Source organism: Niveispirillum sp. (genome assembly GCF_017996735.1).
In the GTDB taxonomy this organism is placed as follows: domain Bacteria; phylum Pseudomonadota; class Alphaproteobacteria; order Azospirillales; family Azospirillaceae; genus Niveispirillum.
Map to the genome: position 1 here is coordinate 1 of NZ_JAGOGJ010000110.1, position 21353 is coordinate 21353.

Annotated in this window: 23 protein-coding genes and 2 pseudogenes; 18 read left to right on the top strand and 7 right to left on the bottom strand. The window is 65.6% G+C overall.

Going from position 1 to position 21353, the window contains the following annotated elements:
- From KBA48_RS24915 to hypE, 18 genes are all read left to right on the top strand, one after another.
- The coding region (locus tag KBA48_RS24915) for a nickel-dependent hydrogenase large subunit (RefSeq protein ID WP_292911414.1) at window positions 1-1078 on the top strand (1078 nt) is incomplete at its 5' end.
- Window positions 1078-3411: a carbamoyltransferase HypF gene (gene hypF / locus KBA48_RS24920; RefSeq protein ID WP_292911415.1), complete on the top strand. Its 2334-nt coding sequence runs from the start codon at window positions 1078-1080 to the stop codon at window positions 3409-3411. The genes KBA48_RS24915 and hypF, both read left to right, overlap by 1 nt.
- Before the next feature lie 223 nt (window positions 3412-3634).
- Window positions 3635-4750 carry a hydrogenase small subunit gene (locus KBA48_RS24925; RefSeq protein WP_292911416.1) on the top strand — a complete coding sequence of 372 codons (1116 nt, stop codon included), beginning with the start codon at window positions 3635-3637 and terminating at the stop codon, window positions 4748-4750.
- Complete coding sequence (locus tag KBA48_RS24930; RefSeq protein ID WP_292911417.1) at window positions 4750-6561, top strand: nickel-dependent hydrogenase large subunit; 1812 nt, start codon at window positions 4750-4752, stop codon at window positions 6559-6561. Before KBA48_RS24925 ends, KBA48_RS24930 begins: the two co-directional genes overlap by 1 nt.
- Window positions 6562-6575: 14 nt before the next feature.
- Entirely contained in the window at window positions 6576-7145 is a 570-nt protein-coding gene (locus KBA48_RS24935) for a HupE/UreJ family protein (RefSeq protein WP_292911418.1), read from the top strand.
- A gap of 12 nt (window positions 7146-7157) precedes the next feature.
- Complete coding sequence (gene cybH, locus KBA48_RS24940; protein ID WP_292911419.1) at window positions 7158-7904, top strand: Ni/Fe-hydrogenase, b-type cytochrome subunit; 747 nt, start codon at window positions 7158-7160, stop codon at window positions 7902-7904.
- A 285-nt stretch (window positions 7905-8189) separates the two neighbouring features.
- Window positions 8190-8819, top strand: coding sequence for a HyaD/HybD family hydrogenase maturation endopeptidase (locus tag KBA48_RS24945; protein ID WP_292911420.1), 630 nt, complete (start codon window positions 8190-8192; stop codon window positions 8817-8819).
- The gene (locus KBA48_RS24950) at window positions 8819-9139 is read left to right on the top strand and encodes a HypC/HybG/HupF family hydrogenase formation chaperone (protein WP_153206143.1); all 321 of its coding nucleotides are present in this window, start codon (window positions 8819-8821) and stop codon (window positions 9137-9139) included. Before KBA48_RS24945 ends, KBA48_RS24950 begins: the two co-directional genes overlap by 1 nt.
- Before the next feature lie 14 nt (window positions 9140-9153).
- Window positions 9154-9540 carry a hydrogenase gene (locus tag KBA48_RS24955; protein WP_292911421.1) on the top strand — a complete coding sequence of 129 codons (387 nt, stop codon included), beginning with the start codon at window positions 9154-9156 and terminating at the stop codon, window positions 9538-9540.
- An 85-nt stretch (window positions 9541-9625) separates the two neighbouring features.
- Window positions 9626-10453 (top strand): hydrogenase expression/formation protein, encoded by an 828-nt coding sequence (locus tag KBA48_RS24960; protein WP_292911422.1) that lies wholly within the window; start codon window positions 9626-9628, stop codon window positions 10451-10453.
- On the top strand, window positions 10450-11289 hold the full coding sequence (hybE, locus tag KBA48_RS24965; RefSeq protein ID WP_292911423.1) for a [NiFe]-hydrogenase assembly chaperone HybE: 840 nt from the start codon (window positions 10450-10452) through the stop codon (window positions 11287-11289). The genes KBA48_RS24960 and hybE overlap by 4 nt, the downstream gene beginning before the upstream one ends.
- Window positions 11289-12194, top strand: coding sequence for a hypothetical protein (locus tag KBA48_RS24970; protein ID WP_292911424.1), 906 nt, complete (start codon window positions 11289-11291; stop codon window positions 12192-12194). The genes hybE and KBA48_RS24970 overlap by 1 nt, the downstream gene beginning before the upstream one ends.
- 1 nt (window position 12195) lies before the next feature.
- The gene (hypA, locus tag KBA48_RS24975; protein ID WP_153206148.1) at window positions 12196-12537 is read left to right on the top strand and encodes a hydrogenase maturation nickel metallochaperone HypA; all 342 of its coding nucleotides are present in this window, start codon (window positions 12196-12198) and stop codon (window positions 12535-12537) included.
- Complete coding sequence (gene hypB, locus KBA48_RS24980; RefSeq protein ID WP_292911425.1) at window positions 12537-13580, top strand: hydrogenase nickel incorporation protein HypB; 1044 nt, start codon at window positions 12537-12539, stop codon at window positions 13578-13580. The genes hypA and hypB overlap by 1 nt, the downstream gene beginning before the upstream one ends.
- Before the next feature lie 3 nt (window positions 13581-13583).
- Window positions 13584-15098 carry a sigma-54 dependent transcriptional regulator gene (locus KBA48_RS24985; protein ID WP_292911426.1) on the top strand — a complete coding sequence of 505 codons (1515 nt, stop codon included), beginning with the start codon at window positions 13584-13586 and terminating at the stop codon, window positions 15096-15098.
- An 87-nt stretch (window positions 15099-15185) separates the two neighbouring features.
- Entirely contained in the window at window positions 15186-15476 is a 291-nt protein-coding gene (locus KBA48_RS24990) for a HypC/HybG/HupF family hydrogenase formation chaperone (protein ID WP_292911427.1), read from the top strand.
- Window positions 15473-16612: a hydrogenase formation protein HypD gene (gene hypD, locus KBA48_RS24995; RefSeq protein ID WP_292911428.1), complete on the top strand. Its 1140-nt coding sequence runs from the start codon at window positions 15473-15475 to the stop codon at window positions 16610-16612. Before KBA48_RS24990 ends, hypD begins: the two co-directional genes overlap by 4 nt.
- Window positions 16609-17667, top strand: a complete 1059-nt coding sequence (hypE, locus tag KBA48_RS25000; RefSeq protein WP_292911429.1) for a hydrogenase expression/formation protein HypE — start codon at window positions 16609-16611, stop codon at window positions 17665-17667. Before hypD ends, hypE begins: the two co-directional genes overlap by 4 nt.
- 76 nt (window positions 17668-17743) lie before the next feature.
- Here the strand turns inward: hypE and KBA48_RS33080 are convergent.
- The 7 genes and pseudogenes from KBA48_RS33080 to KBA48_RS25030 form a co-directional block, all read right to left on the bottom strand.
- A pseudogene (locus KBA48_RS33080) lies at window positions 17744-17857 on the bottom strand (transposase); the annotation flags it as partial.
- A gap of 219 nt (window positions 17858-18076) precedes the next feature.
- Complete coding sequence (locus KBA48_RS25005; RefSeq protein ID WP_292911430.1) at window positions 18077-18568, bottom strand: flavin reductase family protein; 492 nt, start codon at window positions 18566-18568, stop codon at window positions 18077-18079.
- 67 nt (window positions 18569-18635) lie between these two features.
- Entirely contained in the window at window positions 18636-19361 is a 726-nt protein-coding gene (locus KBA48_RS25010) for a GntR family transcriptional regulator (protein WP_292911431.1), read from the bottom strand.
- 119 nt (window positions 19362-19480) lie between these two features.
- Window positions 19481-19780: a dihydroxy-acid dehydratase gene (locus KBA48_RS25015; protein ID WP_292911432.1), complete on the bottom strand. Its 300-nt coding sequence runs from the start codon at window positions 19778-19780 to the stop codon at window positions 19481-19483.
- Window positions 19698-20120 carry a dihydroxy-acid dehydratase gene (locus tag KBA48_RS25020; RefSeq protein ID WP_292911433.1) on the bottom strand — a complete coding sequence of 141 codons (423 nt, stop codon included), beginning with the start codon at window positions 20118-20120 and terminating at the stop codon, window positions 19698-19700. The genes KBA48_RS25015 and KBA48_RS25020 overlap by 83 nt, the downstream gene beginning before the upstream one ends.
- A gap of 13 nt (window positions 20121-20133) precedes the next feature.
- Window positions 20134-21072 (bottom strand): NAD(P)-dependent oxidoreductase, encoded by a 939-nt coding sequence (locus KBA48_RS25025; protein WP_292911434.1) that lies wholly within the window; start codon window positions 21070-21072, stop codon window positions 20134-20136.
- Window positions 21065-21353 (bottom strand): annotated as a pseudogene (locus KBA48_RS25030) (hypothetical protein); the annotation flags it as partial. The gene KBA48_RS25025 and the pseudogene KBA48_RS25030, both read right to left, overlap by 8 nt.

Sequence of the window (21353 nt, forward strand, 5' to 3'; positions counted from 1 at the left end):
GGGCCGGACCTGGCATGAGGCAGCGGTCCGCCATTTCAAGGCGGAGCGGGGCGAGGCGGTCAAGGCAGCGATCCAGGCCCGTGCAGAGCTGCTGCACATCATGGGGCTGCTGGCCGGGAAATGGCCGCATACGCTGTCCGTGCAGCCCGGCGGCACCACCCGCGCGCCCGACGCCCGTGACCGCATCCGGCTGCTGGCCATCGTCCGGCGGTTCCGCCAATGGCTGGAGCAGAACCTGTTCGGCGACAGCCTGGACAATGTCGTCGCCCTGCGCAGCCTTGGCGATCTTGATGTCTGGCATCGTGCCGGCGATGGCGGCTTCCTGCGGCTGTTCCTGACCATTGCCGACGATCTTGGCCTGGCGGAGATGGGCAAGGGCCCGCGGCGGTTCATGTCCTACGGCGCCTATCCGCGCGACGGCGCGTATCTTCTGGCATCGGGCATCGTGGAGGAGGGGCGGCGGCGTCCCCTGGATACGGCGGCGATTACCGAAGACCTGTCCCATAGCTGGATGTTGGGGGACACGGCCCACCCGTCGCGTGGCCGGACCGTGCCGGACGAGGAGATGGCGGCGGGTTATAGCTGGTGCAAGGCCCCGCGCCTGTCTGGCCAGACCATGGAGGTCGGCGCCCTGGCCCGGCTGGTCGTGGATGAGCGGCCGCTGGCGCAGGCGCTGCTGACAGAGGGACGGGGGAATGTGCGGGCGCGTGTCGTGGCCCGGCTGGTCGAGATCGCCATCAGCACGCTGGCGCTGGAGGACTGGATCAGGGCGATGGTTCCGGGAGAACCTTTCATCGCCCGTTTCGAACTGCCCCACGCCGTGGAAGCGGAAGGTCTGACGGAAGCGGCACGCGGATCGCTGGGCCATTGGCTGCGCATTGAAAAGGGGCGCATCGCTTCCTACCAGATCATCGCACCGACCACCTGGAACTTCTCCCCGCGCGACAGCCGGGGCGAACCGGGACCGGTGGAGGAGGCGCTGGTGGGCGCACCGGTCCTGCCGGGGGAGACGACACCGGTCAGCGTGCAGCATGTGGTGCGCTCCTTCGATCCCTGCATGGTCTGCACGGTGCATTGATGGAGCCGGCGGCGGAAATCCGGGTGCGCGGCCTGGTGCAGGGCGTGGGCTTCCGTCCCTTCATCTGGCAGATCGCCACACGTTTCGACATCTGTGGAGAGGTGTTGAACGATGGCGAAGGTGTCCTGATCCGGGCCGCCGGTGACAAGCTGGACGCGTTCTGCGCGGCCATCCGGACGGAGGCGCCGCCGCTGGCCCGTATCCGCGCTGTCGAACGCCGGCCGTTCGCCTTCGCGACCCCGCCTGCCGGTTTTTCGATTATCGAGACGCAGGGCGGAACCAAAAAGACGGGCGTGACGCCCGATGCGGTCCTCTGTGCCGCCTGCCGTGCGGAAATCATGGACACGCGGGAGCGTCGTCATGGTTACGCCTTCACCAACTGTACCCATTGCGGGCCGCGATTCTCCATCGTTGACGCCATTCCCTATGACCGGTCGGCCACCCGCATGCGGCATTTTGCGATGTGTCCGGCCTGCCGAAGCGACTATGAAAATCCCGCTGACCGGCGCTTCCACGCGCAGCCCATCGCCTGTCCCGATTGCGGGCCGCAGCTTACGTTCCGCGACAGGCAAGGGCACATCATTGCGGGCGATCCCCTGGCACTGGCGGTTGAGACGATCCGCACCGGTGGAATTCTGGCCCTGAAGGGGCTGGGCGGATTTCATCTGGCCTGCGATGCGACCGACGAGAGGGCGGTGACCACGCTGCGCCAGCGCAAGCGGCGTCCCGACAAGCCTTTTGCCCTGATGGGCCTTGATGCCGCGATGATCGGACGTCATTGCCGGCTGACGCCGGGTCATCTGGCGCTGCTGTCGGAGCCGGCGGGACCGGTCGTGCTGCTGGACCGGCTGGAGGGGGATACGGGGTTGGCACCCGCTGTGGCGCCCCGTCTCAGCGTTCTGGGCTGGATGCTGCCGACGACACCCCTGCATCAGCTTCTCTGTCTGGCGCTGAACCGGCCGCTGGTCATGACCAGCGGCAACCTGAGCGGTGAACCGCAGGTCATTGGCAATGAGGAGGCGCTGGGGAAGCTGGCGGCCTTTGCCGATGGCTTCCTGCTGCATGACCGCGATATCGCCCGGCGGCTGGATGATTCCGTGGTGACCACTGTCGGCGGTGACCGCCGTGTCCTGCGCCGGGCGCGGGGATATGCGCCGGCGCCGTTGGAAATGCCGCCGGGCTTCGCCGGTGCCCCGCCCATCCTGGCCCTGGGGGGAGAGCTTAAATCGGCGATCTGTCAGCTTGCCGATGGCGAAGCGCTGCTGTCCCATCATATCGGCGACCTTGAGGATGCGCTCTCCTACGCCGAGTTCGAAAAAGCGATTGACGATTATGCCTCCCTTTTCGGCCACAGCCCGGCGTTTATCGCCTGTGACCAGCATCCCGGTTACCGATCGACCCTGAAGGCGCAGGAACTGGCGGAGGCGAAGGGCCTTCCGCTGATCCAGGTGCAGCATCACCACGCGCACATCGCGTCCGCCATGGCGGAAAACGGCTGGCCGCGGGATGGGGGGACGGTGCTTGGCATCGCGTTCGACGGCACCGGCCATGGGCCGGATGGCACTGTCTGGGGTGGGGAGTTCCTGCTGGCGAATTATGCGGACTTCACCCGTGCGGGCAGCCTTGCACCGGTTCCGCTTCCGGGTGGGGCGGCGGCGGTGAGGGAGCCATGGCGCAATCTTCTGTCACAGACAGTATCGGCCCTTTCCGGCGATGCAGCCCTGGCCGCCCTGGCGCGGGCGGGCCTTGGCCCGGCCCTGGCGGCAAAGCCGGTGGCGGCATTGCTGGGCATGATGGAACGGCGCATCAACACGCCGCTGACCTCCTCTGTGGGCCGGTTGTTCGACGCGGTGGGTGCCGCGCTGGGCTGCGCCTTCACGCGGGTCAGCTTCGAAGGGCAATCGGCCATGGAACTGGAAAGTCTGGCCCGGACATTTCCCGTCTCGGCCGGTATGGACGATGAGGATGGATATCCCTTTGCCATCGAGATGGAAGGGGACTTGGCGCGGCTTGATCCGGCGCCGATGTGGCGGCTCTTGTTGGAAGATCTGGCCTGTGATGTTTCACCAGCCCTGGTGGCGCGCCGTTTCCATTTTGGCCTTGCGACCGCCAGTGCCGACCTCGCGGTCATGCTGGCCCGCCGCCATAAGGCCCGCGCCATCGCGCTGTCGGGCGGAGTGATGCAGAATGCCTTGTTGATGGAACTGCTGCTGGCCGGGCTGGCTGATTGCGGGCTGCCGGTGCTGACCCAGCGGCAGGTGCCGGCCAATGATGGCGGCCTTGCCTATGGACAGGCCGCCATCGCGGCGGCGCAGGCGATGGCGGGGACCTGACCTGCACCTGCCCCCTGTTTGCCCCTGCGGGTGAGGTTCCTGGAAAGCACCTTTCCAAACCGGTCCGGCAGGCGAAAAGCGGTAATACCGGAGCACTGTCGGCAGACCCATCTAACCGTTTGTAAAATAAAGAAATATCCCCCTGGCACAGGCATTGCTGTGGCAGCCGTCAAATCTGGGGTGGCGGCCCCGGGTCAATAACCGGTGCGGGAGGAGGCATTCCATGCAGCCCACGGAAACATTTTACGACGTCATGCGACGTCAGGGCATTACGCGACGCTCATTCCTGAAATTCTGTTCATTGACGGCGACGGCGCTCGGCCTCGGGCCGGCCTTCACCTCCACCATCGCCAATGCCATGGAAACAAAGCCCCGCACCCCGGTGCTGTGGCTGCACGGTCTGGAATGCACCTGCTGTTCGGAAAGCTTCATCCGCTCGGCCCATCCGCTGGTGAAGGATGTCGTCCTGTCGATGATCTCTCTCGACTATGACGACACGCTGATGGCGGCGGCCGGGCATCAGGCCGAAGCGGCGCTGGAAGACACGATCGAACGCTATAAGGGCCAGTATATCCTGGCGGTGGAGGGCAATCCGCCGCTGAACGAAGATGGCATGTTCTGCATCATCGGTGGCAAGCCCTTCGTCGATCAGTTGCGCCATGCCGCCAAGCACGCCAAGGCCATCATTTCCTGGGGGTCCTGCGCCAGCCATGGCTGTGTGCAGGCGGCCCGGCCCAATCCCACGCGGGCGACGCCTGTGCATCAGGTCATCACCGACAAGCCGATCATCAAGGTGCCGGGATGCCCGCCGATCGCGGAGGTGATGACGGGTGTCATCACCTATATGCTGACCTTCGACCGCATTCCGGAGCTGGACCGGACCGGGCGGCCGAAAATGTTCTATTCCCAGCGCATTCACGACAAATGCTACCGCCGGCCGCATTTCGATGCCGGCCAGTTCGTCGAATCCTTCGACGATGAGGGCGCACGGCGCGGCTATTGCCTGTACAAGGTCGGGTGCAAGGGGCCGACGACCTATAATGCCTGCTCCACGGTGCGCTGGAACGAGGGGACCAGCTTCCCCATCCAGGCCGGCCATGGCTGCATCGGCTGTTCGGAGGATGGGTTCTGGGACAAGGGCTCCTGGTACGCCCGGTTGCAGGACATCCACCAGTTCGGGATCGAAGCCAATGCCGACAAGATCGGCGGCACGGTCGCGGCCGGTGTCGGCGGCGCCGTGGCGCTGCACGCCGCGGTCAGCGCCCTGAAGCGCGCGCAGGTCAAGAACGGCAATGGCGCAGGCGGCCATGGTGTCGCCAAGGATAAGGAATCCGTCTGATGACCATACAGACAGCCAACGGCTTCTCCCTGGACACTTCCGGCAAGCGCATCGTCGTGGACCCGGTCACCCGCATCGAAGGCCATATGCGGTGCGAGGTGAATGTCGACAGCAACAATGTCATCCGCAATGCGGTGTCGACCGGCACGATGTGGCGCGGGCTGGAAGTCATTCTGAAGGGCCGCGATCCGCGCGACGCCTGGGCCTTTGTCGAGCGCATCTGCGGCGTGTGCACGGGCTGCCACGCCCTGACCTCCGTCCGCGCGGTTGAAAATGCCCTGGACATCAAGATCCCGCTGAACGCCTATCTGATCCGCGAGATCATGGCGAAGACGCTGCAATGGCACGACCATGTCGTCCATTTCTACCATCTGCACGCGCTGGACTGGGTGAACCCCGTCAATGCGCTGAAGGCCGATCCCAAGGCCACGTCCGAATTGCAGCAGATGGTGTCGCCGTCCCATCCGATGTCGTCGCCGGGCTATTTCCGGGACATCCAGAACCGGCTGAAGAAGTTCGTGGAATCCGGTCAGCTCGGCATTTTCAAGAACGGCTACTGGGACAATCCCGCCTATAAGCTGCCGCCCGAAGGCGACCTGATGGCGGTGGCGCATTATCTGGAAGCGCTTGATTTCCAGAAGGAGATCGTCAAGGTCCACACCATTTTCGGCGGCAAGAACCCGCACCCGAACTACATGGTCGGCGGCGTGCCCTGCGCCATCAACCTGGATGGTGATCTGGCAGCCGGCGCGCCGTTGAACATGGAGCGGCTGAATTTGGTGCATCGGCGCCTCAAGGAGGCGTACGAGTTCTCCAAGAATGTCTACCTGCCCGATGTCATCGCCATCGCCAGCTTCTACAAGAACTGGCTGCATGGCGGCGGGCTGGCGGCGACCAACGTCATGGATTACGGCGATTACGCCCGTACGCCCTATGACAAGTCCACCGACCAGTTGCCGGGCGGCGTCATCCTGGGCGGCAATTGGGACGAGGTGCACCCCGTCGACCCGGCCGATCCGACGCAGGTCCAGGAATTCGTGCAGCATTCCTGGTACAAATATCCGGACGAGGCCAAGGGCCTGCACCCGTGGGACGGCATCACGGAACCCAACTTCGTGCTGGGCCCCAACTTCAAGGGCACGAAGACCGCCATCCAGGAGCTGGATGAAAGCGGGAAATATTCCTGGATCAAATCGCCGCGCTGGCGCGGCCATGCGGTCGAGGTGGGCCCGCTGGCCCGCTATATCCTGGCCTATGCCCAGGGTGTGCCGTTCGTGAAGGATCAGGTCGACAGCTCGCTGGCCGCCTTCAACCAACTGGCCGGCACCAAGCTGACGGCCAAGCAGGCCCTGCCTTCCACCATCGGCCGCACGTTGGCCCGCGCGCTGGAGGCGCATTATTGCGCCGCCATGATGCTGGAGGATTTCGACCGGCTGATTGCCAATATCAAGGCCGGCGACAGGTCCACGGCCAATGTGGCGAAGTGGGACCCCGCGACCTGGCCGAAGGAGGCCAAGGGCGTGGGCACCGTTGCGGCCCCGCGCGGCGCGCTGGGTCACTGGATCAAGATCAAGGATGGCAAGATCGAGAATTACCAGTGTGTCGTGCCGACCACCTGGAACGGTTCGCCCCGCGATCCGGCGGGCAATATCGGTGCCTTTGAGGCGTCCTTGCTGAACACCCCCATGGAACGGCCGGAAGAGCCGGTGGAAATTCTACGCACGCTGCATTCGTTCGACCCGTGTCTGGCTTGCTCCACGCATGTGATGAGCGAAGATGGACAGGATCTGGCGACCGTCACGGTCCGTTGAGGGAGGATAACAACATGAAGTTTCTCAAGATCGCCGGCCTGTCGACCGTCGCCGCCCTGATGGCAAGCCCGGCCTTCGCCCATCCGGGCCATGATGTCACTGCCGGCTTCTCCGCCGGCCTCTCCCACCCGTTCCTGGGGGCGGACCATCTGCTGGCCATGGTCGCGGTCGGCCTGTGGGCCGCCCAATATGGCGGCCGTAAGGGACTGGCGCTGCCGGCCGGCTTTGTCGGTGGCATGCTGGCCGGGGCCGCGTTGGGCTTCAGCGGCACGGGCCTGCCGGGGGCGGAAAGCCTGATAGCGCTCAGCCTTGTCCTGTTCGGCGGCGCTCTGGCGCTGAAGGCGCGGCTGCCGCTGCTGCAGGCCGGCGCCCTGACCTTCGCCGCCGGCCTGTTCCACGGCCATGCCCACGCGGTGGAAGCCAATGGTTCGGCCCTGGCCTATGTCGGCGGTTTTGTGCTGGCGACGGCGCTGCTGCATGCCGCGGGCGGTGTCGCCGGTTGGCGGCTGGCGGCCGTCCGCCATGTTGTGCCGCTGGCCGGAGGTGCTGTGGCGCTGGCGGGTATCGCCATGCTCGCCGGCTGAGGGAGGCCGACCATGAGTGCGCAAGAACCTTATCCAGCCCCCGTGATCGCGTCTGACTTCGACGAGACGGACAAGTCGGCCACCGCGCGGACCACGTCGGTCTATGTCTATGAGGCGCCGGTGCGGCTGTGGCACTGGATCAACGCCTTTGCCATCGCCACCTTGGCCCTGACCGGCTATTTCATCGGCACGCCGCTGCCGACCATGCCGGGGGAGGCCAGCGCCAATTATCTGATGGGCTATATCCGCTTTGCCCATTTCGCCGCGGCCTATATCTTCGCCATCGGCTTTGTCTTCCGGCTTTATTGGGCCTTTGTCGGCAATCACCATGCCCGGCAATTGTTCGCGCCCAGCGTCTGGAAGGCGTCCTGGTGGCTGGAAGTGCTGACGGAAATCCGCTGGTACCTGTTCCTGGAAAAGCAGCCGAAGAAATATATCGGGCACAATCCGCTGGCGCAGATGGCGATGTTCGTCTTCATCACGCTGGGGTCGATCTTCATGATTGTCACGGGCTTTGCCCTGTATGGCGAAGGCAGCCAGCCCGGAAGCTGGGCCAATCGTCTGTTCGGCTGGGTCATCCCACTGGCCGGTCAGAGCATGGATGTCCACACGCTGCATCATCTGGGCATGTGGTTCATCCTGATCTTCGTGATCATCCATGTCTATGTCGCCATCCGCGAGGACATCATGTCCCGGCAGAGCATTGTGTCGACGATGATTTCCGGTCATCGGACCTTCAAGGATGATGATGCGGACTGATGCCGGACTTTCCCCCGTGTCATCACGGCGGGCCGGCAGCGCCGTTTTCAACCGTTCCTTCCTGAGCAACTTGGCGGCCGCTGGCCGCCATTTTTCTTTCCGGATTGGCTGTGGAAGTGGATAGAAACTTTTCACACCTGCCAATGCCCGCCCATGGAATAATTTCCCTAACGCATTGATCGGACAGGGCCGATCGCATGGGGCTGCGATTGGCACGCGATTTGATAAGTAGGTGACAGGTAACTGAAAAGAAAATTGCCACTTTGGTACCTGGGGAGGGGGAGGTTGAACAGTGCAAACCAGATTCTCGTTCTGGGGATCGGCAATCTGCTATGGGCCGACGAGGGCTTCGGCGTGCGTGCCGTCGAGGAGTTCGACCGTCGCTATGCGTGCGGCGACGGGGTGACCGTCATGGATGGCGGAACGCAGGGCATGTATCTGCTGCCGCATATCCAGGACTGCCGGGCCCTGATCATCTTCGATGCCATCGACTATGGCCTGGACCCTGGCACGGTGCGTCTGATCGAGGACAAGGATGTCCCCGCCTTCATGAGCGCCAAGAAAATGTCGCTGCACCAGACCGGCTTCCAGGAGGTGCTGGCCAGCGCCCTGCTGCTGGGCTGGGAGCCGGAACGTGTCGTCCTGATCGGCGTGCAGCCGGAGGAGATCGAGGATTATGGCGGCTCCCTGCGGCCGGTGGTGGCCGCAACCCTGGACCGGGTCATTGCCATTGCGGTGGCGGAACTGACGCGCCTGGGGGTGAAGGTGGCCCCGCGTGATGGGCATGCGCCGGTGACGCCCGGTCTCGGACCCGACCCGCTGCATCGCAAAGCCTATGAGGAGGGGCGGCCCAGCGAGACGGAAGCCTATCGCAAGGGCGATATCCGTGTGCTGGCCCTGCGGGGGGCCGAATAATGTGCATCGGGGAGCCGATGGAAATCCTGGAAGTGCGGGGGGAGAATGGCTGGTGCGCGGGGCGCGACGGCCGGCTGGAGGTGGATTTGCGCCTGGTGCCCGACGCCGCCGTCGGTGACCATGTGCTGGTCTTCCTGGGGGCCGCCCGCCGGTTGGTGCCGGAGGCCGAGGCGGCGGAAATGCGCGATGCGCTGGCGGCCCTGGAAGCCGTGGCCGCCGGCCGGTCGCTGGATGGTTTCTTCGCCGATCTGGCCGACCGCGAACCCAGCCTGCCGCCGCATCTGGAAGCCGCCCGCCGTCAGGGTCTTGAAACAGCATAAGGGAGGATAAGGGCATGGAAAGCCCCCTGATCGACCGGCTGGTCGATGAACTGCATTATCCGCGTGTCGATGCCAGCAACCTGAACGACATCCTGACCGAAGCCGGTGAACGGGTGCTGTTCCTGACGGGCGACCCGATCAAGAATTTGGAAACGAACGATCTGGCGGTGATCCTGCCGGAATTGCAGCGGGCCTTTGCCGGCCGCCTCAATCCCGCCGTCGTCGACCGCTCCGTCGAACAGACCTTGCGCGAACGGTTCGATATCTGGCCCGTGCCGTCGCTGATCTTCCTGAAGGACGGGGAGATGCGGGGCGCCATCGCCAAGGTCCGGGACTGGGCCGATTATCTGTCCGAAATCGCCACGATCCTGGATCGCCCGGCGCCGCACGCTGTGCGTTGACCGCTATCCCGGTGGCGGTGTGGGCGGGAACCGGTTCCGCCCCCGCCTTTCCGGGCTGATCCCAAACCGACGGGGAGTTCCATAAATGGCCGCCAATTTCATGTTTCCGCCGGTCGGTTTCGGCCCGGGCAGTCAGCCCGGCCCCGAGGAAGGCGAGGACCTGGCCTATCTGGCCATGCCCTCGGGCATGCGGGTCTTTGAGCCGCATTTCCCCATGGTGGATGACCCGCTGAAGGCCTCTGCCGCCTGCCGCATGCTGACCGCGCTGGCCCGGGATGCCGGTGACTGGACCCAAGCCGGCGGGGTGATCCATCGCGACATCGCCGGCCTTGATGCCAGTGCGCGTGCCGTTCTGGCCGACGCGATGGGGGAGGGGGAGGTCGCCATCGCCATCCGTGGCGGGCGGCAGGTCGATATCCAGGAATCCGTGTTCGCCGGGGTCTGGCGGGTGGCGGAGAATGGCCGCGAGCATATTGAAATCGGTGCCATACCGGCGGCCGTGCTGAACAGCCCGGCGGTGCCTGTGCCGGCCGCACCCATCCCCGGTTTTGGCGTGGTGAACGCGCCGGCCATCCTGACCGAGATCCTGGACCATGCGGCGCAGCACAGAGCCGGCGGCCCCGCCCATGCTATCAACCTGACCCTGTTGCCGCACACGCCGGAGGACCTGGATCATATTGATCAGGTGCTGGGGCGCGGCGGCGTCACCATCCTGTCGCGCGGATACGGCAATTGCCGCATTGAACAGACGGCCAGGCCCGATATCTGGCGGGTCCGCTATTACAATTCCCAGGACGCGCTGATCCTGGATTCCATCGAGGTAACGTTGGTGCCGGAGGTGGCGCTGGCTGCACCGGAGGATATTGCCGACAGTGCCGAGCGTCTGGCCGAAGTGGCGGAGGCCCTGGTATGAGCGCCCGGTTCGAGGGCTCCTATCTGGGCGACGCCGGCAAGATCGCGTCCGACGCTGTCCTTGAATGCAAGATCTGCTGGCATGTCTACGACCCCGCCATCGGGGACGACACCCGGCAGATCAAGGCCGGCACCCCCTTTTCGGCCCTGCCGGATGATTGGCGCTGCCCGCAATGCGATGGGGAGCGGGACCAGTTCATGGTGGTCCATGCTGGCACCGCCCCCATCCCCCCGGCGCCGACCCTGGCCATGCTGGCCATCGAGAAGGCCCGGCGGCTGACGGACGCCTTTCGCGACATTCATGACAACAAGATGCGCGACACGCCCTTCACCAACCGGTCCCTGGCTGTGGAGGCGATCGGCTTCCGTCCCTGGGACGGGCATATCCTGGGCGTGCTGGTCGTGCCCTGGTTCATGAATCTGGTGCTGATGCCGGGGCCGGAGGACGATTGGGGCCATTTCAGGACGGGGGAGAAGCATATCTTTACCTTCCCGTCGGGCGATTATGAGTTCGTCTTCAACCAGCGCCCGTCGACGGGGCCCTATTTCGCCTGCTCCCTGTTCTCGCCCATGGAGGATTTTTCCAGCCAGTTGCAGGCGACCGACACGGCGCGCATGGTCATGGCCGCCCTGTTCGACCCGGCCAGCCGGGCGGCGGAGGATGACCGCGCCGGCGAGATCCGGGCCTTGCGGGAGGCCGATCTGGCCGCCGAGGCCGACCGCACGAAAGCTGTCGAAGAGACGGCGGCCGCCACGGTCGCGGTGGTGGAGCCGATGCCGTCGCGTCGCGCCCTGTTGACCTTGGGCCAAAACAAGCCCGGCGAGGATGCGGCGTAATGGGGGAACCGCGCCTGACGATCCATGTGCAGGGGGACGAGGTCCGGATCGGCCGTTGGCCGGATCCGGGGCGGGAACGGTTGCTTGTGGGCCGGACCCCCGATCAGGCGCTGCGTCTGGTGGTGCTGTTGCACAATCTCTGCCCCACGGCCCACCGGCTGGCGGCCCTGCTGGCGCTGGGGCGGCAGCCTTGGCCGAATGATGAAAGGCTGCTGGCCCAGGAGATCCTGGGCGAACATGCGCTGGTCATGTTGCGCGACTGGCCGGTGGCGCTGGGCCTGTCCCCGGACGGTGCGGCCCTGCGCGGCCTTGCCGACCTGACGCCGGACCGGCTGCGCCTGCTGGCGAAGGACCTGTTCGGCATGCCGGCCGACAGGTTCCTGCTGATCAATGATCTCGCGGCGGTCACGGTGCCCGCGGTGCCCGTGCACCTGTTCCGGACCGTTGCCGACTGGCCGATACCGGCCGGCGACGGCCCGGCCGGGACCGACCCGACCTTTTTCCCCCGCTGCGCCGACGATCCGTTGATCGCGTCGGAACAGGCGCGGGGGGGCGTCACCCTGGCCCTGCGCATGCTGGCCCGGCTGCGCGAGGCGGCGCGGCTGATCGTCGAGCTGACGACGGGTCATCACGCCCCCCGTTTCCGGGCGGGGGCGGACGGCGTCGGGGTGGTGGAGGCTGCACGTGGCCGGCTGATCCACCGGGTGCGCGTGGAAGGCGGGATCATCCAGGCCTACATCATCGAGACGCCGACCGGCGCCATGGGTGGGCCCGACGGGTTTTTGCAGCACCTGCTGACCGCCGCCCTGGCGGCACCGGCGGGATTGCGCGAAAAGGTGCTTGCGATCGCCCTGTCCGCGGCGGACCCTTGCCTGCCGGTCCAGGTCGAACGGGAGGCCGCCTGACATGCACGAACTGTCCATCTGTGAAAGCATCGTCTCCGCGCTGGAGGCCAGTGCCCGGCGGGAGGGCTTTTCACGCGTCACCAAGGTCAGGCTGGAGATCGGTTGTTTCGGTGGGGTAGAGGTGGAGGCTCTGCGTTTCGGGTTCGACGTGACGACACGCGGCACGCTGGCCGAAGGGGCCGCGCTTGAAATCCTGGAGCGCGAGGGTAAGGCCTGGTGCTTTAATTGTTCGAATTCCTTCCCGGTGACGCGCAGGGATATTGATTGTCCCGGATGCGGCGGCGCCAGGGTCACGGTTACCGGCGGGGACGAACTCCGCATCAAGGATCTGGAGGTCATGTGATGTGTACGGTTTGCGGCTGTGCCGGTGACGGCGCGAAGATCGAGGACGGGAAGGGGGGCGAGCACGGGCACCATCACCACGGTCATGGTCACCATCATCACCACGACCACCAGCATGGTCATGACCATCATCATCACCATGATGACCATGGGCACGACCACCATCATCACCACGGCCATGACCATCACCATCATCATGGCGATGATCATCACCATCACCATCATGGTCTTTCTTCTGCGCCTGTGGCGGTGCAAGCGGACAGCCAGTCTGGCGACCTGCATTACGGTACGGGTCCTGCCCGCGCCCATGCGCCGGGCCTGTCGCAGGCACGGATGATCGAGATCGAAGAGAACATCCTGGCCAAGAATGACGGCTACGCCGCGCGGAACCGGCAGCGGCTGCAGGGGACGGGCACGCTGGCGCTGAACCTGGTTTCCAGCCCCGGGTCGGGCAAGACCAGCCTGCTGGTCGCCACCATCCGCGCCCTGGCGGGCCGCCTGCCGGTGGCCGTCATCGAGGGGGACCAGCAGACCAGCAACGATGCCGACCGTATCCGGGCCACCGGCGCGCCGGCCATCCAGGTCAATACGGGCAAGGGCTGCCATCTGGATGCGCATATGGTGGGTCACGCCATCGACCATCTGGGCCTGACGGACAATGGCATCCTGTTCATCGAAAATGTCGGCAATCTGGTCTGCCCTGCCGCCTTCGATCTGGGGGAGGAGGCCAAGGTCGCCATCCTGTCGGTCACCGAAGGCGAGGACAAACCGCTGAAATATCCCGACATGTTCGCGGCCAGCAGCCTGATGATCCTGAACAAGACCGATCTTCTGCCGCATCTGGATTTCGATATGGCCGCCTGTGCCGCCAATGCGCGGCGGATCAACCCGACGATCGACATCCTGCACGTCTCCGCCCGGACCGGCGAAGGCTTGGCTGATTGGGTCGAGTGGCTGGACAATCGCCGCAAGGCGGTTCTGGCCCGGTCCATCGCCGCGGCGGAAGCCCAGGTCGCGCGGTTGCGTCTTGCCGCCGGGGAGTGAGGGATGGCCAAATCCAGCCTGCCTGCCATTCTGATCGTCGATGACGAGCCGCGCTCGGTGGAGGCGATTGAGCGCATCCTGGAAGACGAATTCCAGGTGTTCTGTGCCGTGACCGCGGACCGGGCGCTGGAAATCCTGGAGAATGAGTGGATACAGGTTGTTTTCTGTGACCAGCGGATGCCCGGCATGTCGGGCGTCGAACTGCTGTCGGAGGTGCGGCGGCGCTGGCCGGAGGTCATGCGGATCATCATCACCGGCTACACCGATGTCGGTGACATCATCCGCTCGGTGAACGAGGCCGGCATCTATCAGTTCATCGCCAAGCCCTGGCATCCCGACGAACTGACCATCGCCGCGCGCAACGGTGTACGCCTCTATCAGTTGCAGCGGGACCATGACCGGCTGTCGCTGGAAATGAAACTGCTGCAAACCTCGGTGGAACAGCGGCTGACGGCGAAAAAGGCGGAAGTGCTGCGGGCGTACAATTTCGACACCATCGTCCGCACGCCGCTGTCGCCGATGAATGATGTCTGCAAACTGGCCGAGCGGATCGCCCGGTTCGACATTCCGGCTCTGATCCTGGGGGAGAGTGGCACGGGCAAGGAATTGATCGCGCGGGCCATCCATTATGCCAGCCGCCGGTCGGACCGGCCCTTCTATGCCGTCAATTGCGGTGCGATCCCGGATGAGTTGCTGGAAAGCGAGCTTTTCGGCCATCGCAGGGGGGCGTTTACCGGTGCCCATTCCACACGTGTCGGTCTGCTGGAACAGGCCGATGGCGGAACCATCCTGCTGGACGAGATGGGTGACGCCACCCCGGCCTTCCAGTTGAAACTGCTGCGGTTCCTGCAGGAGGGCGAGATCCGGCCGGTGGGTGCCAACGAGACGCGGCGCGTGGATGTCCGCGTCATCGCCGCGACCAACCGTGACCTTCTGGCGGAGGCACGGTCCGGCCGCTTCCGCGAGGATCTCTATTTCCGTCTGGCCGTGTCGCCGATCCGGGTGCCGTCGCTGGCCGAACGGCGGGTCGATATCGAGGCCATCGCCTTTGCCCTGCTGTCGCGGGCGTCCCGCCGCCATGGCAAGCCGGTGGAGGGCTTTTCGCGGGAGGCGCTGGAGGCATTGGCCCGCTATCGCTGGCCTGGCAATATCCGCGAGCTGGAAAACCAGATCACCCGCATGCTGATGCTGGCCGAGAGCCCCGTGCTGGGCGCCGATCTGATCGAGCGCCACGTCCTGCTGGCCGCCGGCCCCAGCGAGCATGGTGACGACAATGTCGAACGGCTGATGGGCGGCAATGGCGATCTGAAGGACCGGGTGGAACGGATGGAGGCCCGCATCCTGCGGGAGACACTGGCCCGGCACCGCTGGAACAAGTCGCGTGCCGCGGAGGAATTGGGCCTGTCCAGGGTCGGGCTGCGGTCAAAGCTGGACCGCTATGGCATTCTGGAGCCGGAGGGGGCCGTGCCCATCCTGCTATCCGACCATGATGATTTGATGGGTGGGCCCATCAACTGATGCCGGCAGCCGCAAATCAGGGTGGCCGCCCAGGCCCGGTCGCGGGGTCGCAAAAGAAAAAGGCGCCAATGGGCGCAGGAGGAAACCATGTGTCTTGGAATTCCCGGCCGGGTGATCGCCATCACCGATCCGGAACGCCTGATGGGGCTGGTCGATGTGTCCGGGGTGCGGCGTGAGGTCAACCTGACCTGCGTGGTGACGGGCCGGCCCGACGAGGTGGTGGGCTGCTGGGTGCTGGTGCATGTCGGCTTTGCCATGGGCATCATCGATGCGGAGGAGGCGCGCCTGACCCTGGCCGCCCTGGCCCAACTGGGCGAGGCGGAGGAGGAGATCGCGGCCATGCGCCATTCCGCCCGGATGCTGGAGACGGCATCATGAAATATGTCGACGAATTCCGCGACCCCATCCTGGCCCGCCACCTGATCGCCCACATCGAAAAACTGGTGCCGCTCGCCGGCGGGACGGAGGAAAAGCCCGTCGCCATCATGGAAATCTGCGGCGGCCACACCCATGCGATCTTCCGCTACGGCCTGGACCGGCTGCTGCCGGCGGGCCTGGAATTCCTGCATGGGCCCGGCTGCCCGGTTTGCGTCCTGCCGATGAGCCGGGTGGATGATTGTATCGAGATCGCGGAACGGCAAGGGGTGATCTTCACCACTTTCGGCGATGCGATGCGCGTGCCGGGAACCCGCAAAAGCCTGATGCAGGCCAAGGCCGACGGGGCCGACATCCGCATGGTTTATTCCCCCCTGGATGCCTTGGCCCTGGCGCGCAAATTTCCCGACCGGCAGGTCGTGTTCTTTGGCCTGGGCTTCGAGACGACGATGCCGGCGACGGCCCTGACCGTGCTGACCGCTGCGCGCGATGGGGTCAGCAATTTCTTTCTGTTCTGCAACCATATCCTGGTGCCGCCACCGCTGCGCGCGCTGTTACAGGACCCCCAGATGCGCATCGACGGGTTCATCGGCCCTGGTCACGTTTCCATGATCACCGGTGCCAAACCCTATCGCTTCATTGCCGGGGAGTTCGGCAAGCCGCTGGTGATCGCCGGCTTTGAACCGCTGGACCTGCTGCAATCCATCAGCATGGTGCTGGAACAATTGGCCGAGGGCCGCGCCGAGATCGAAAACCAGTATGCCCGTCTGGTGCCGGAGGATGGCAATCCCCAGGCCATGGCCGCGATCGACACGGTCTTTGAGCCGCGCGACAGTTTCGATTGGCGCGGGCTGGGGGAGATCGATCATTCCGGGGTCAAGATCCGGCCCGCCTATGCCGCCTATGATGCGGAACAGAAGTTCGGGGTCGGCTATGGTGCCGGCAAGGCTGCCGGACGGGAGCCGGAGGGCTGTCGCTGCGGCGATGTCATCAAGGGCTTGGCCAAGCCGACTGCTTGTCCGAAATTCGGGACCGAGTGTCTGCCCGAACAACCGCTTGGCGCCTTGATGGTCTCATCTGAGGGGGCGTGTGCCGCCTACTACCAATATGGCGGCGCCCGACGGGAGGCGGCGGAATGAAGGACGGAACCAGGCCCACTTTCCACCGGACGAAGGCCACGCGGGTGACGCTGGCCCATGGCGGCGGCGGCAAGGCGATGCGCGATCTGGTGGAGGATGTGTTCATCTCCACCTTCTACAATGCGCAGACGGGCGCGATGGAGGATCAGGCCCGTCTGATGCCACCGCCTGAGCTTCTGGATGGCGGCCGGCTGGCCTTCACCACGGACGGCTTCGTCGTTGACCCCCTGAGCTTTCCGGGTGGGGACATCGGCAAGCTGGCGGTCTATGGGACGGTGAATGACCTCGCTGTTGGCGGGGCCGTGCCGAAATGGCTCTCGGCCTCTTTCATCATCGAGGAGGGCTGCGACGTGGATATCCTTCGCGGCGTGGCCGCGTCGATGCGGGATGCAGCCGACCGCGCTGGCGTCGCCATCGTCACAGGCGACACCAAGGTCGTCGCCAAGGGGGCGGCCGACAAGCTTTTCGTCACGACATCGGGGATCGGGATCATTCCCAGGGGGCGGGATATCGGTGCCCATCGGGTCCGGCCCGACGATGTCGTCATCGTCAACGGCTTTCTTGGCCATCATGGCGCGGCCATCCTCGCGGCACGCGGCGATCTGGCGCTTGAAACCGATATTGTCAGCGACTGCGCGCCGCTGAACGGGCTGATGGAGGCGGCGCTGACGGCCGCACCCAACCTGCGCGCCGCACGCGACGCCACGCGCGGCGGATTGGCGGCCGCGCTGAACGAGATTGCGGCTTCGTCCGGAACGCGCATCGTTCTGGACGAAACGGCATTGCCGTTGCGGCCGGAGATCAGGGGCTTCTGTGAGATCCTCGGTTTCGACCCGCTATACCTTGCCAATGAAGGCACGCTGGTCCTGTTCGTCCCGCCGGAGGAGGCGGACGCGGCCTTGTCCGCGATGCGCGCGGTGCCGGAGGGCAAGGATGCGGTAGCCATCGGCAAGGTCAGCCAGGGGCCGGCGGGACGGGTGGAGATGAGAACATTGTTCGGTGGCAGCCGCATCGTCGATATGCTGGTTGGCGAACAACTGCCGCGCATCTGCTGACGTGTCGGCAAAATAGTTGGCGCGGGGGATCATGGCGGGACATCCGCTGCTTATTCCAGGCGGCGGCCCATCCAGCACCGGTCTCCAGGAATTCCTTGGACCAGCTATAATACAGGCTCTCGGCGATGCCTTTCCGCCGGCACAGTTCCGCGATGCGAAGCCCGGACAGCACGATGCGGATCTTCTCCATACCATCGGCCAAGGCGAGCGCCGTGTCCAAAAAAACACCATATAGGCCAAAAACTTAGCGGGTGTTTCTATTTCCAGTCATTTGACGAGGCTCCAACTCGTCGTGGAAACCATACATACCGCTCGGCCGCCGCGCCGGATCGTGCAGGCAGCCAAAGCGTTGATCGTGATCATCGGTCATGATCGACGTCGCCTAGTACCGAATAGGAACCACCATGCATCAACCCTGTGCAATCCGTGCATAGTGTCCGTCGACATAGACCAGTGGGTCGGGCTCGCCGTCCGCGAATACCTCCATGACGTCACCGATGAATATTCCGTGCGTGCCGTGCTCCACCTGCTTGACGTTGCGGCAGACGATGCTGGCTTGCGCGTCGGCCAGACGGGGGACGGACAGGGCGGCCGCGCGCCAGTCCCCTTCGGCGAAACGCGCCTCGCCCTTCGCCTGCCCGGCGCTTAGCCGGGCGATGCGCTCGTGGCTATGATGCAGGATGTTGACGGCAAACGGCGCACCGGCCGCCAGCACGGGGTGCAGCGAGGCGGACCTGTTGACGCAGACCAGCATCGAACAGGGATCGAAGCTGAGCTCGCTGACCGCTGTGGCCGACATGGCATAGCGGGCGCCCTCGTGAGCGGCGGTGATGACGACCACCGCTTTCGCCAGCCGGCGAAGAGCCGTCTTCAACAGATCGGGGATATTGTCTTGCGTCATGGCGGATTTCCAGCAGCCGGTCATGCCGGCATGGGTTGAAGAAGGGATGGTGCCAGCCCCCGCCGCATCAGGGATTCCCGGTATTCTCCGGATAGGCGCGGGCGAAGTTCTGAGCGATGGACGCGCGGCTTTTCAGGATATGCGCCCGCATCAGCCGCTCGGCCGAGGCGGCATCGCGGGCGCGGACGGCCGCCAGGATCTCTTCATGGTCCCGAAAGGAGCGGCGCATATCCTCGCTCTCGAACAGGCGGCTGACGCGCGAGACGTTCTGCAGGCGCCGCTCTGAATCGAAGATCAGCGGCAGGCGCTGGGTCTGGGCGATGGTGCCGGCCAGCATCTCGTTGTCGGCTGCGGCGATCAACAGCCCGTGGAAGTGGAAATTCAGGTCGAAGCAGCGCAGGCTTTCTCCTTCTCCCCAGACGGTGCTGAAGGCGACCCGCCCCATTTCCGCGACATTGTCCAGCAGCCCCGTCTCGGTCTCCCCATCCAGGCCCTTGGTGGCGACGATGTGGCAGACCATGCCCTCCAGCATGGCGCGGACCTCGAAGGCATCCAGGATGTCCTTCAGGCTGAAGCGACGGACCACGTAGCCGCGGTTGGGGGAATAGATCACGAGTTGTTCGCGCTGCAAAAGCTTCAGCGCCTCGCGGACCGGGGTGCGCGAGGTGCCGGTCAGGTTGCCGATGACCTGCTCCTGCAGATGCGTATCGGGCGGGAACTCGCCATTGACGATGCGCTTGCGAATCCATGCCGCCACGGCCTCGCCCCTCGTGCCCGTCCCCGGTTCGATCATCTGTTCCTCGTGGCAGCGCGGGCGATCCCGCCGGGATTGTATAGGCGTGTGGGCCGGGTCGTTCAATCGGCGGCACAACGCCCTGGGCAAGGGCCGCCATCATTCGTCGCGTTCCCAGGTCACGGCGCCGGAATGGGTGAGGGCGCCCAGATGGGCGGGGCCGACCGTGGCCCGGTATTTCTCCAGCAAACCGCCCAGTCGGGCCATCGTCTGGAGGCGGCGGCGGCCCGGCGTGCGGCCAGCTCTGCCGCCGGCAGTTCGATATCCAGCCGCTGTTCACCCGGCCGCGCGTCGATGGCGACGATATCGCCGTCGCGGACGAAGGCGATGGGCCCGTCATCCGCCGCTTCCGGGCCGACATAGCCGATGCACAGGCCCCGCGTGGCGCCGGAGAAGTGGCCGTCGGTGACCAGTGCCACCTTCTCCCCATTGCCCTGGCCATACAGCAGGGCGATCAGGTCGCGGGGAGATCAGGGAGAAGCGCATGCCGGAATGCGCCACCGACAGGCCGTCGGACACCGAGACGACAGGGCATTCATGTGGCGTGCCGCCATGGGCATGGATGCCCGTCTTCGCATGCTGGGCCTGGGCCAGCAGGGTCAGGTTGCAGGGACTCATCTCCCCGCCGGTATGGATGACGCCGATATGCGGCCGGGCGATATCCTCGTCATCCTGGCCCAGGGCGTAGAGGAAGCTGCGCGTCGTCGTGCGGACGATGCCGCTGGTGATGGTGGCGGAGCGGTAGGGTGGCTTTGCCATGAGGATGCCTCTCTCAGACGATCCCGTCCAGCGGCTGGCCGGCGCGGAAGGCCTGGATGTTGGTGACGACATGGTTGAGCGTGGCCAGGCGCGCATCCTGCGTGGCCGAGCCGACATGCGGCGTCAGCAGCAGGTTGGGGGCGACCAGCAGAGCGGATAGCACTTCTGGTTCGTTGCGGAAGACATCCAGGGCCGCACCGGCCAGGCGCCCCTCGGCCAGGGCCGTCGCCAGGGCCGCCTCATCCACGATGCTGCCGCGCGCGATATTGACCAGCATCCCGCCGGGTCCCAGGGCGTTGATAACGCCCTGCCCGACAAGCCCGTCCGTCCCGGGTCCGCCGGGCAGGGCGACGACCAGCAGTTCCGCCCATCGCGCCAGATCGACGGGCGTGTCGAAGCGGGGATGGCGGCTGGCGGCGACGGCCCGGCGGGCATGGTAGGCGATGTCCATGCCGAAAGCCCCGGCCCGGGCAGCGACGGCCTGTCCGATCCGTCCGAAGCCCAGGATGCCGAGCCTTCGCCCCCGCGCGCCGCGGCCCAGCGGCAGGGGACCCTGCCGCCAGTGACCCTCCCGCACGAAAATATCGGCCCCCGCTGTGCCGCGCAACAGCGTCAGGACCTGCCACAGTGCCAGGTCGGCGACGTCATCGGCCAGGACGGCGCCGGAGGCGGTGACGACGATGCCCCGCGCCCGCGTCTGTTCCAGGTCGATAAGGTCGGTGCCCGCGCCGAAATTGGCGATCAGCCGCAGATTGGGCAAGCGGGCCAGCAGGTCGGCCGACGCGCCCCGCATCGCATGGGTGATCAGGCAGCCGACCCCGGCCCCCTCGGCCGCCAGCCAGGCGTCCGCCTCTGGCAGTTCGTCCAGGATGGGGACCGGATGGCCCAGCCGGTCGGCGGGCTGCTGCGGGACGGGCAGAAGCGCCGTTTGCAGGAGGATCTGGTCAGGCATGGCGGCGGTCGATCTCCATCCATGCATCCATGTCCATGATGTTGGTCAGGGTCTGGAAGGCGGGCAGCGGCCCCTCGTCGGCGAACTCGCCCCGGCGGAGTGCGGCCAGCGTCCGCTCGAACAGGCCCACCATGCGCAGCAGCAGGGTGGCCGGATAGAGGATGATGGAGAAGCCCAGCTCGCGATATTGCTCCGGCGTCAGCACCGGCGTGCGCCCGCCCTCCGCGGCGTTGACGATCAGCGGCACCGTGAACGAGCGGCCGATCCGCTCCAGTTCCTCC

Coding starts and splice junctions, on each gene's coding strand:
- hypF (WP_292911415.1), top strand. CDS start 1,078: ATGGAGCCGGCGGCGGAAATCCGGGTGCGCGGCCTGGTGCAGGGCGTG.
- KBA48_RS24925 (WP_292911416.1), top strand. CDS start 3,635: ATGCAGCCCACGGAAACATTTTACGACGTCATGCGACGTCAGGGCATT.
- KBA48_RS24930 (WP_292911417.1), top strand. CDS start 4,750: ATGACCATACAGACAGCCAACGGCTTCTCCCTGGACACTTCCGGCAAG.
- KBA48_RS24935 (WP_292911418.1), top strand. CDS start 6,576: ATGAAGTTTCTCAAGATCGCCGGCCTGTCGACCGTCGCCGCCCTGATG.
- cybH (WP_292911419.1), top strand. CDS start 7,158: ATGAGTGCGCAAGAACCTTATCCAGCCCCCGTGATCGCGTCTGACTTC.
- KBA48_RS24950 (WP_153206143.1), top strand. CDS start 8,819: ATGTGCATCGGGGAGCCGATGGAAATCCTGGAAGTGCGGGGGGAGAAT.
- KBA48_RS24955 (WP_292911421.1), top strand. CDS start 9,154: ATGGAAAGCCCCCTGATCGACCGGCTGGTCGATGAACTGCATTATCCG.
- KBA48_RS24960 (WP_292911422.1), top strand. CDS start 9,626: ATGGCCGCCAATTTCATGTTTCCGCCGGTCGGTTTCGGCCCGGGCAGT.
- hybE (WP_292911423.1), top strand. CDS start 10,450: ATGAGCGCCCGGTTCGAGGGCTCCTATCTGGGCGACGCCGGCAAGATC.
- KBA48_RS24970 (WP_292911424.1), top strand. CDS start 11,289: ATGGGGGAACCGCGCCTGACGATCCATGTGCAGGGGGACGAGGTCCGG.
- hypA (WP_153206148.1), top strand. CDS start 12,196: ATGCACGAACTGTCCATCTGTGAAAGCATCGTCTCCGCGCTGGAGGCC.
- hypB (WP_292911425.1), top strand. CDS start 12,537: ATGTGTACGGTTTGCGGCTGTGCCGGTGACGGCGCGAAGATCGAGGAC.
- KBA48_RS24985 (WP_292911426.1), top strand. CDS start 13,584: ATGGCCAAATCCAGCCTGCCTGCCATTCTGATCGTCGATGACGAGCCG.
- KBA48_RS24990 (WP_292911427.1), top strand. CDS start 15,186: ATGTGTCTTGGAATTCCCGGCCGGGTGATCGCCATCACCGATCCGGAA.
- hypD (WP_292911428.1), top strand. CDS start 15,473: ATGAAATATGTCGACGAATTCCGCGACCCCATCCTGGCCCGCCACCTG.
- hypE (WP_292911429.1), top strand. CDS start 16,609: ATGAAGGACGGAACCAGGCCCACTTTCCACCGGACGAAGGCCACGCGG.
- KBA48_RS25005 (WP_292911430.1), bottom strand. CDS start 18,568: ATGACGCAAGACAATATCCCCGATCTGTTGAAGACGGCTCTTCGCCGG.
- KBA48_RS25010 (WP_292911431.1), bottom strand. CDS start 19,361: ATGATCGAACCGGGGACGGGCACGAGGGGCGAGGCCGTGGCGGCATGG.
- KBA48_RS25020 (WP_292911433.1), bottom strand. CDS start 20,120: ATGGCAAAGCCACCCTACCGCTCCGCCACCATCACCAGCGGCATCGTC.
- KBA48_RS25025 (WP_292911434.1), bottom strand. CDS start 21,072: ATGCCTGACCAGATCCTCCTGCAAACGGCGCTTCTGCCCGTCCCGCAG.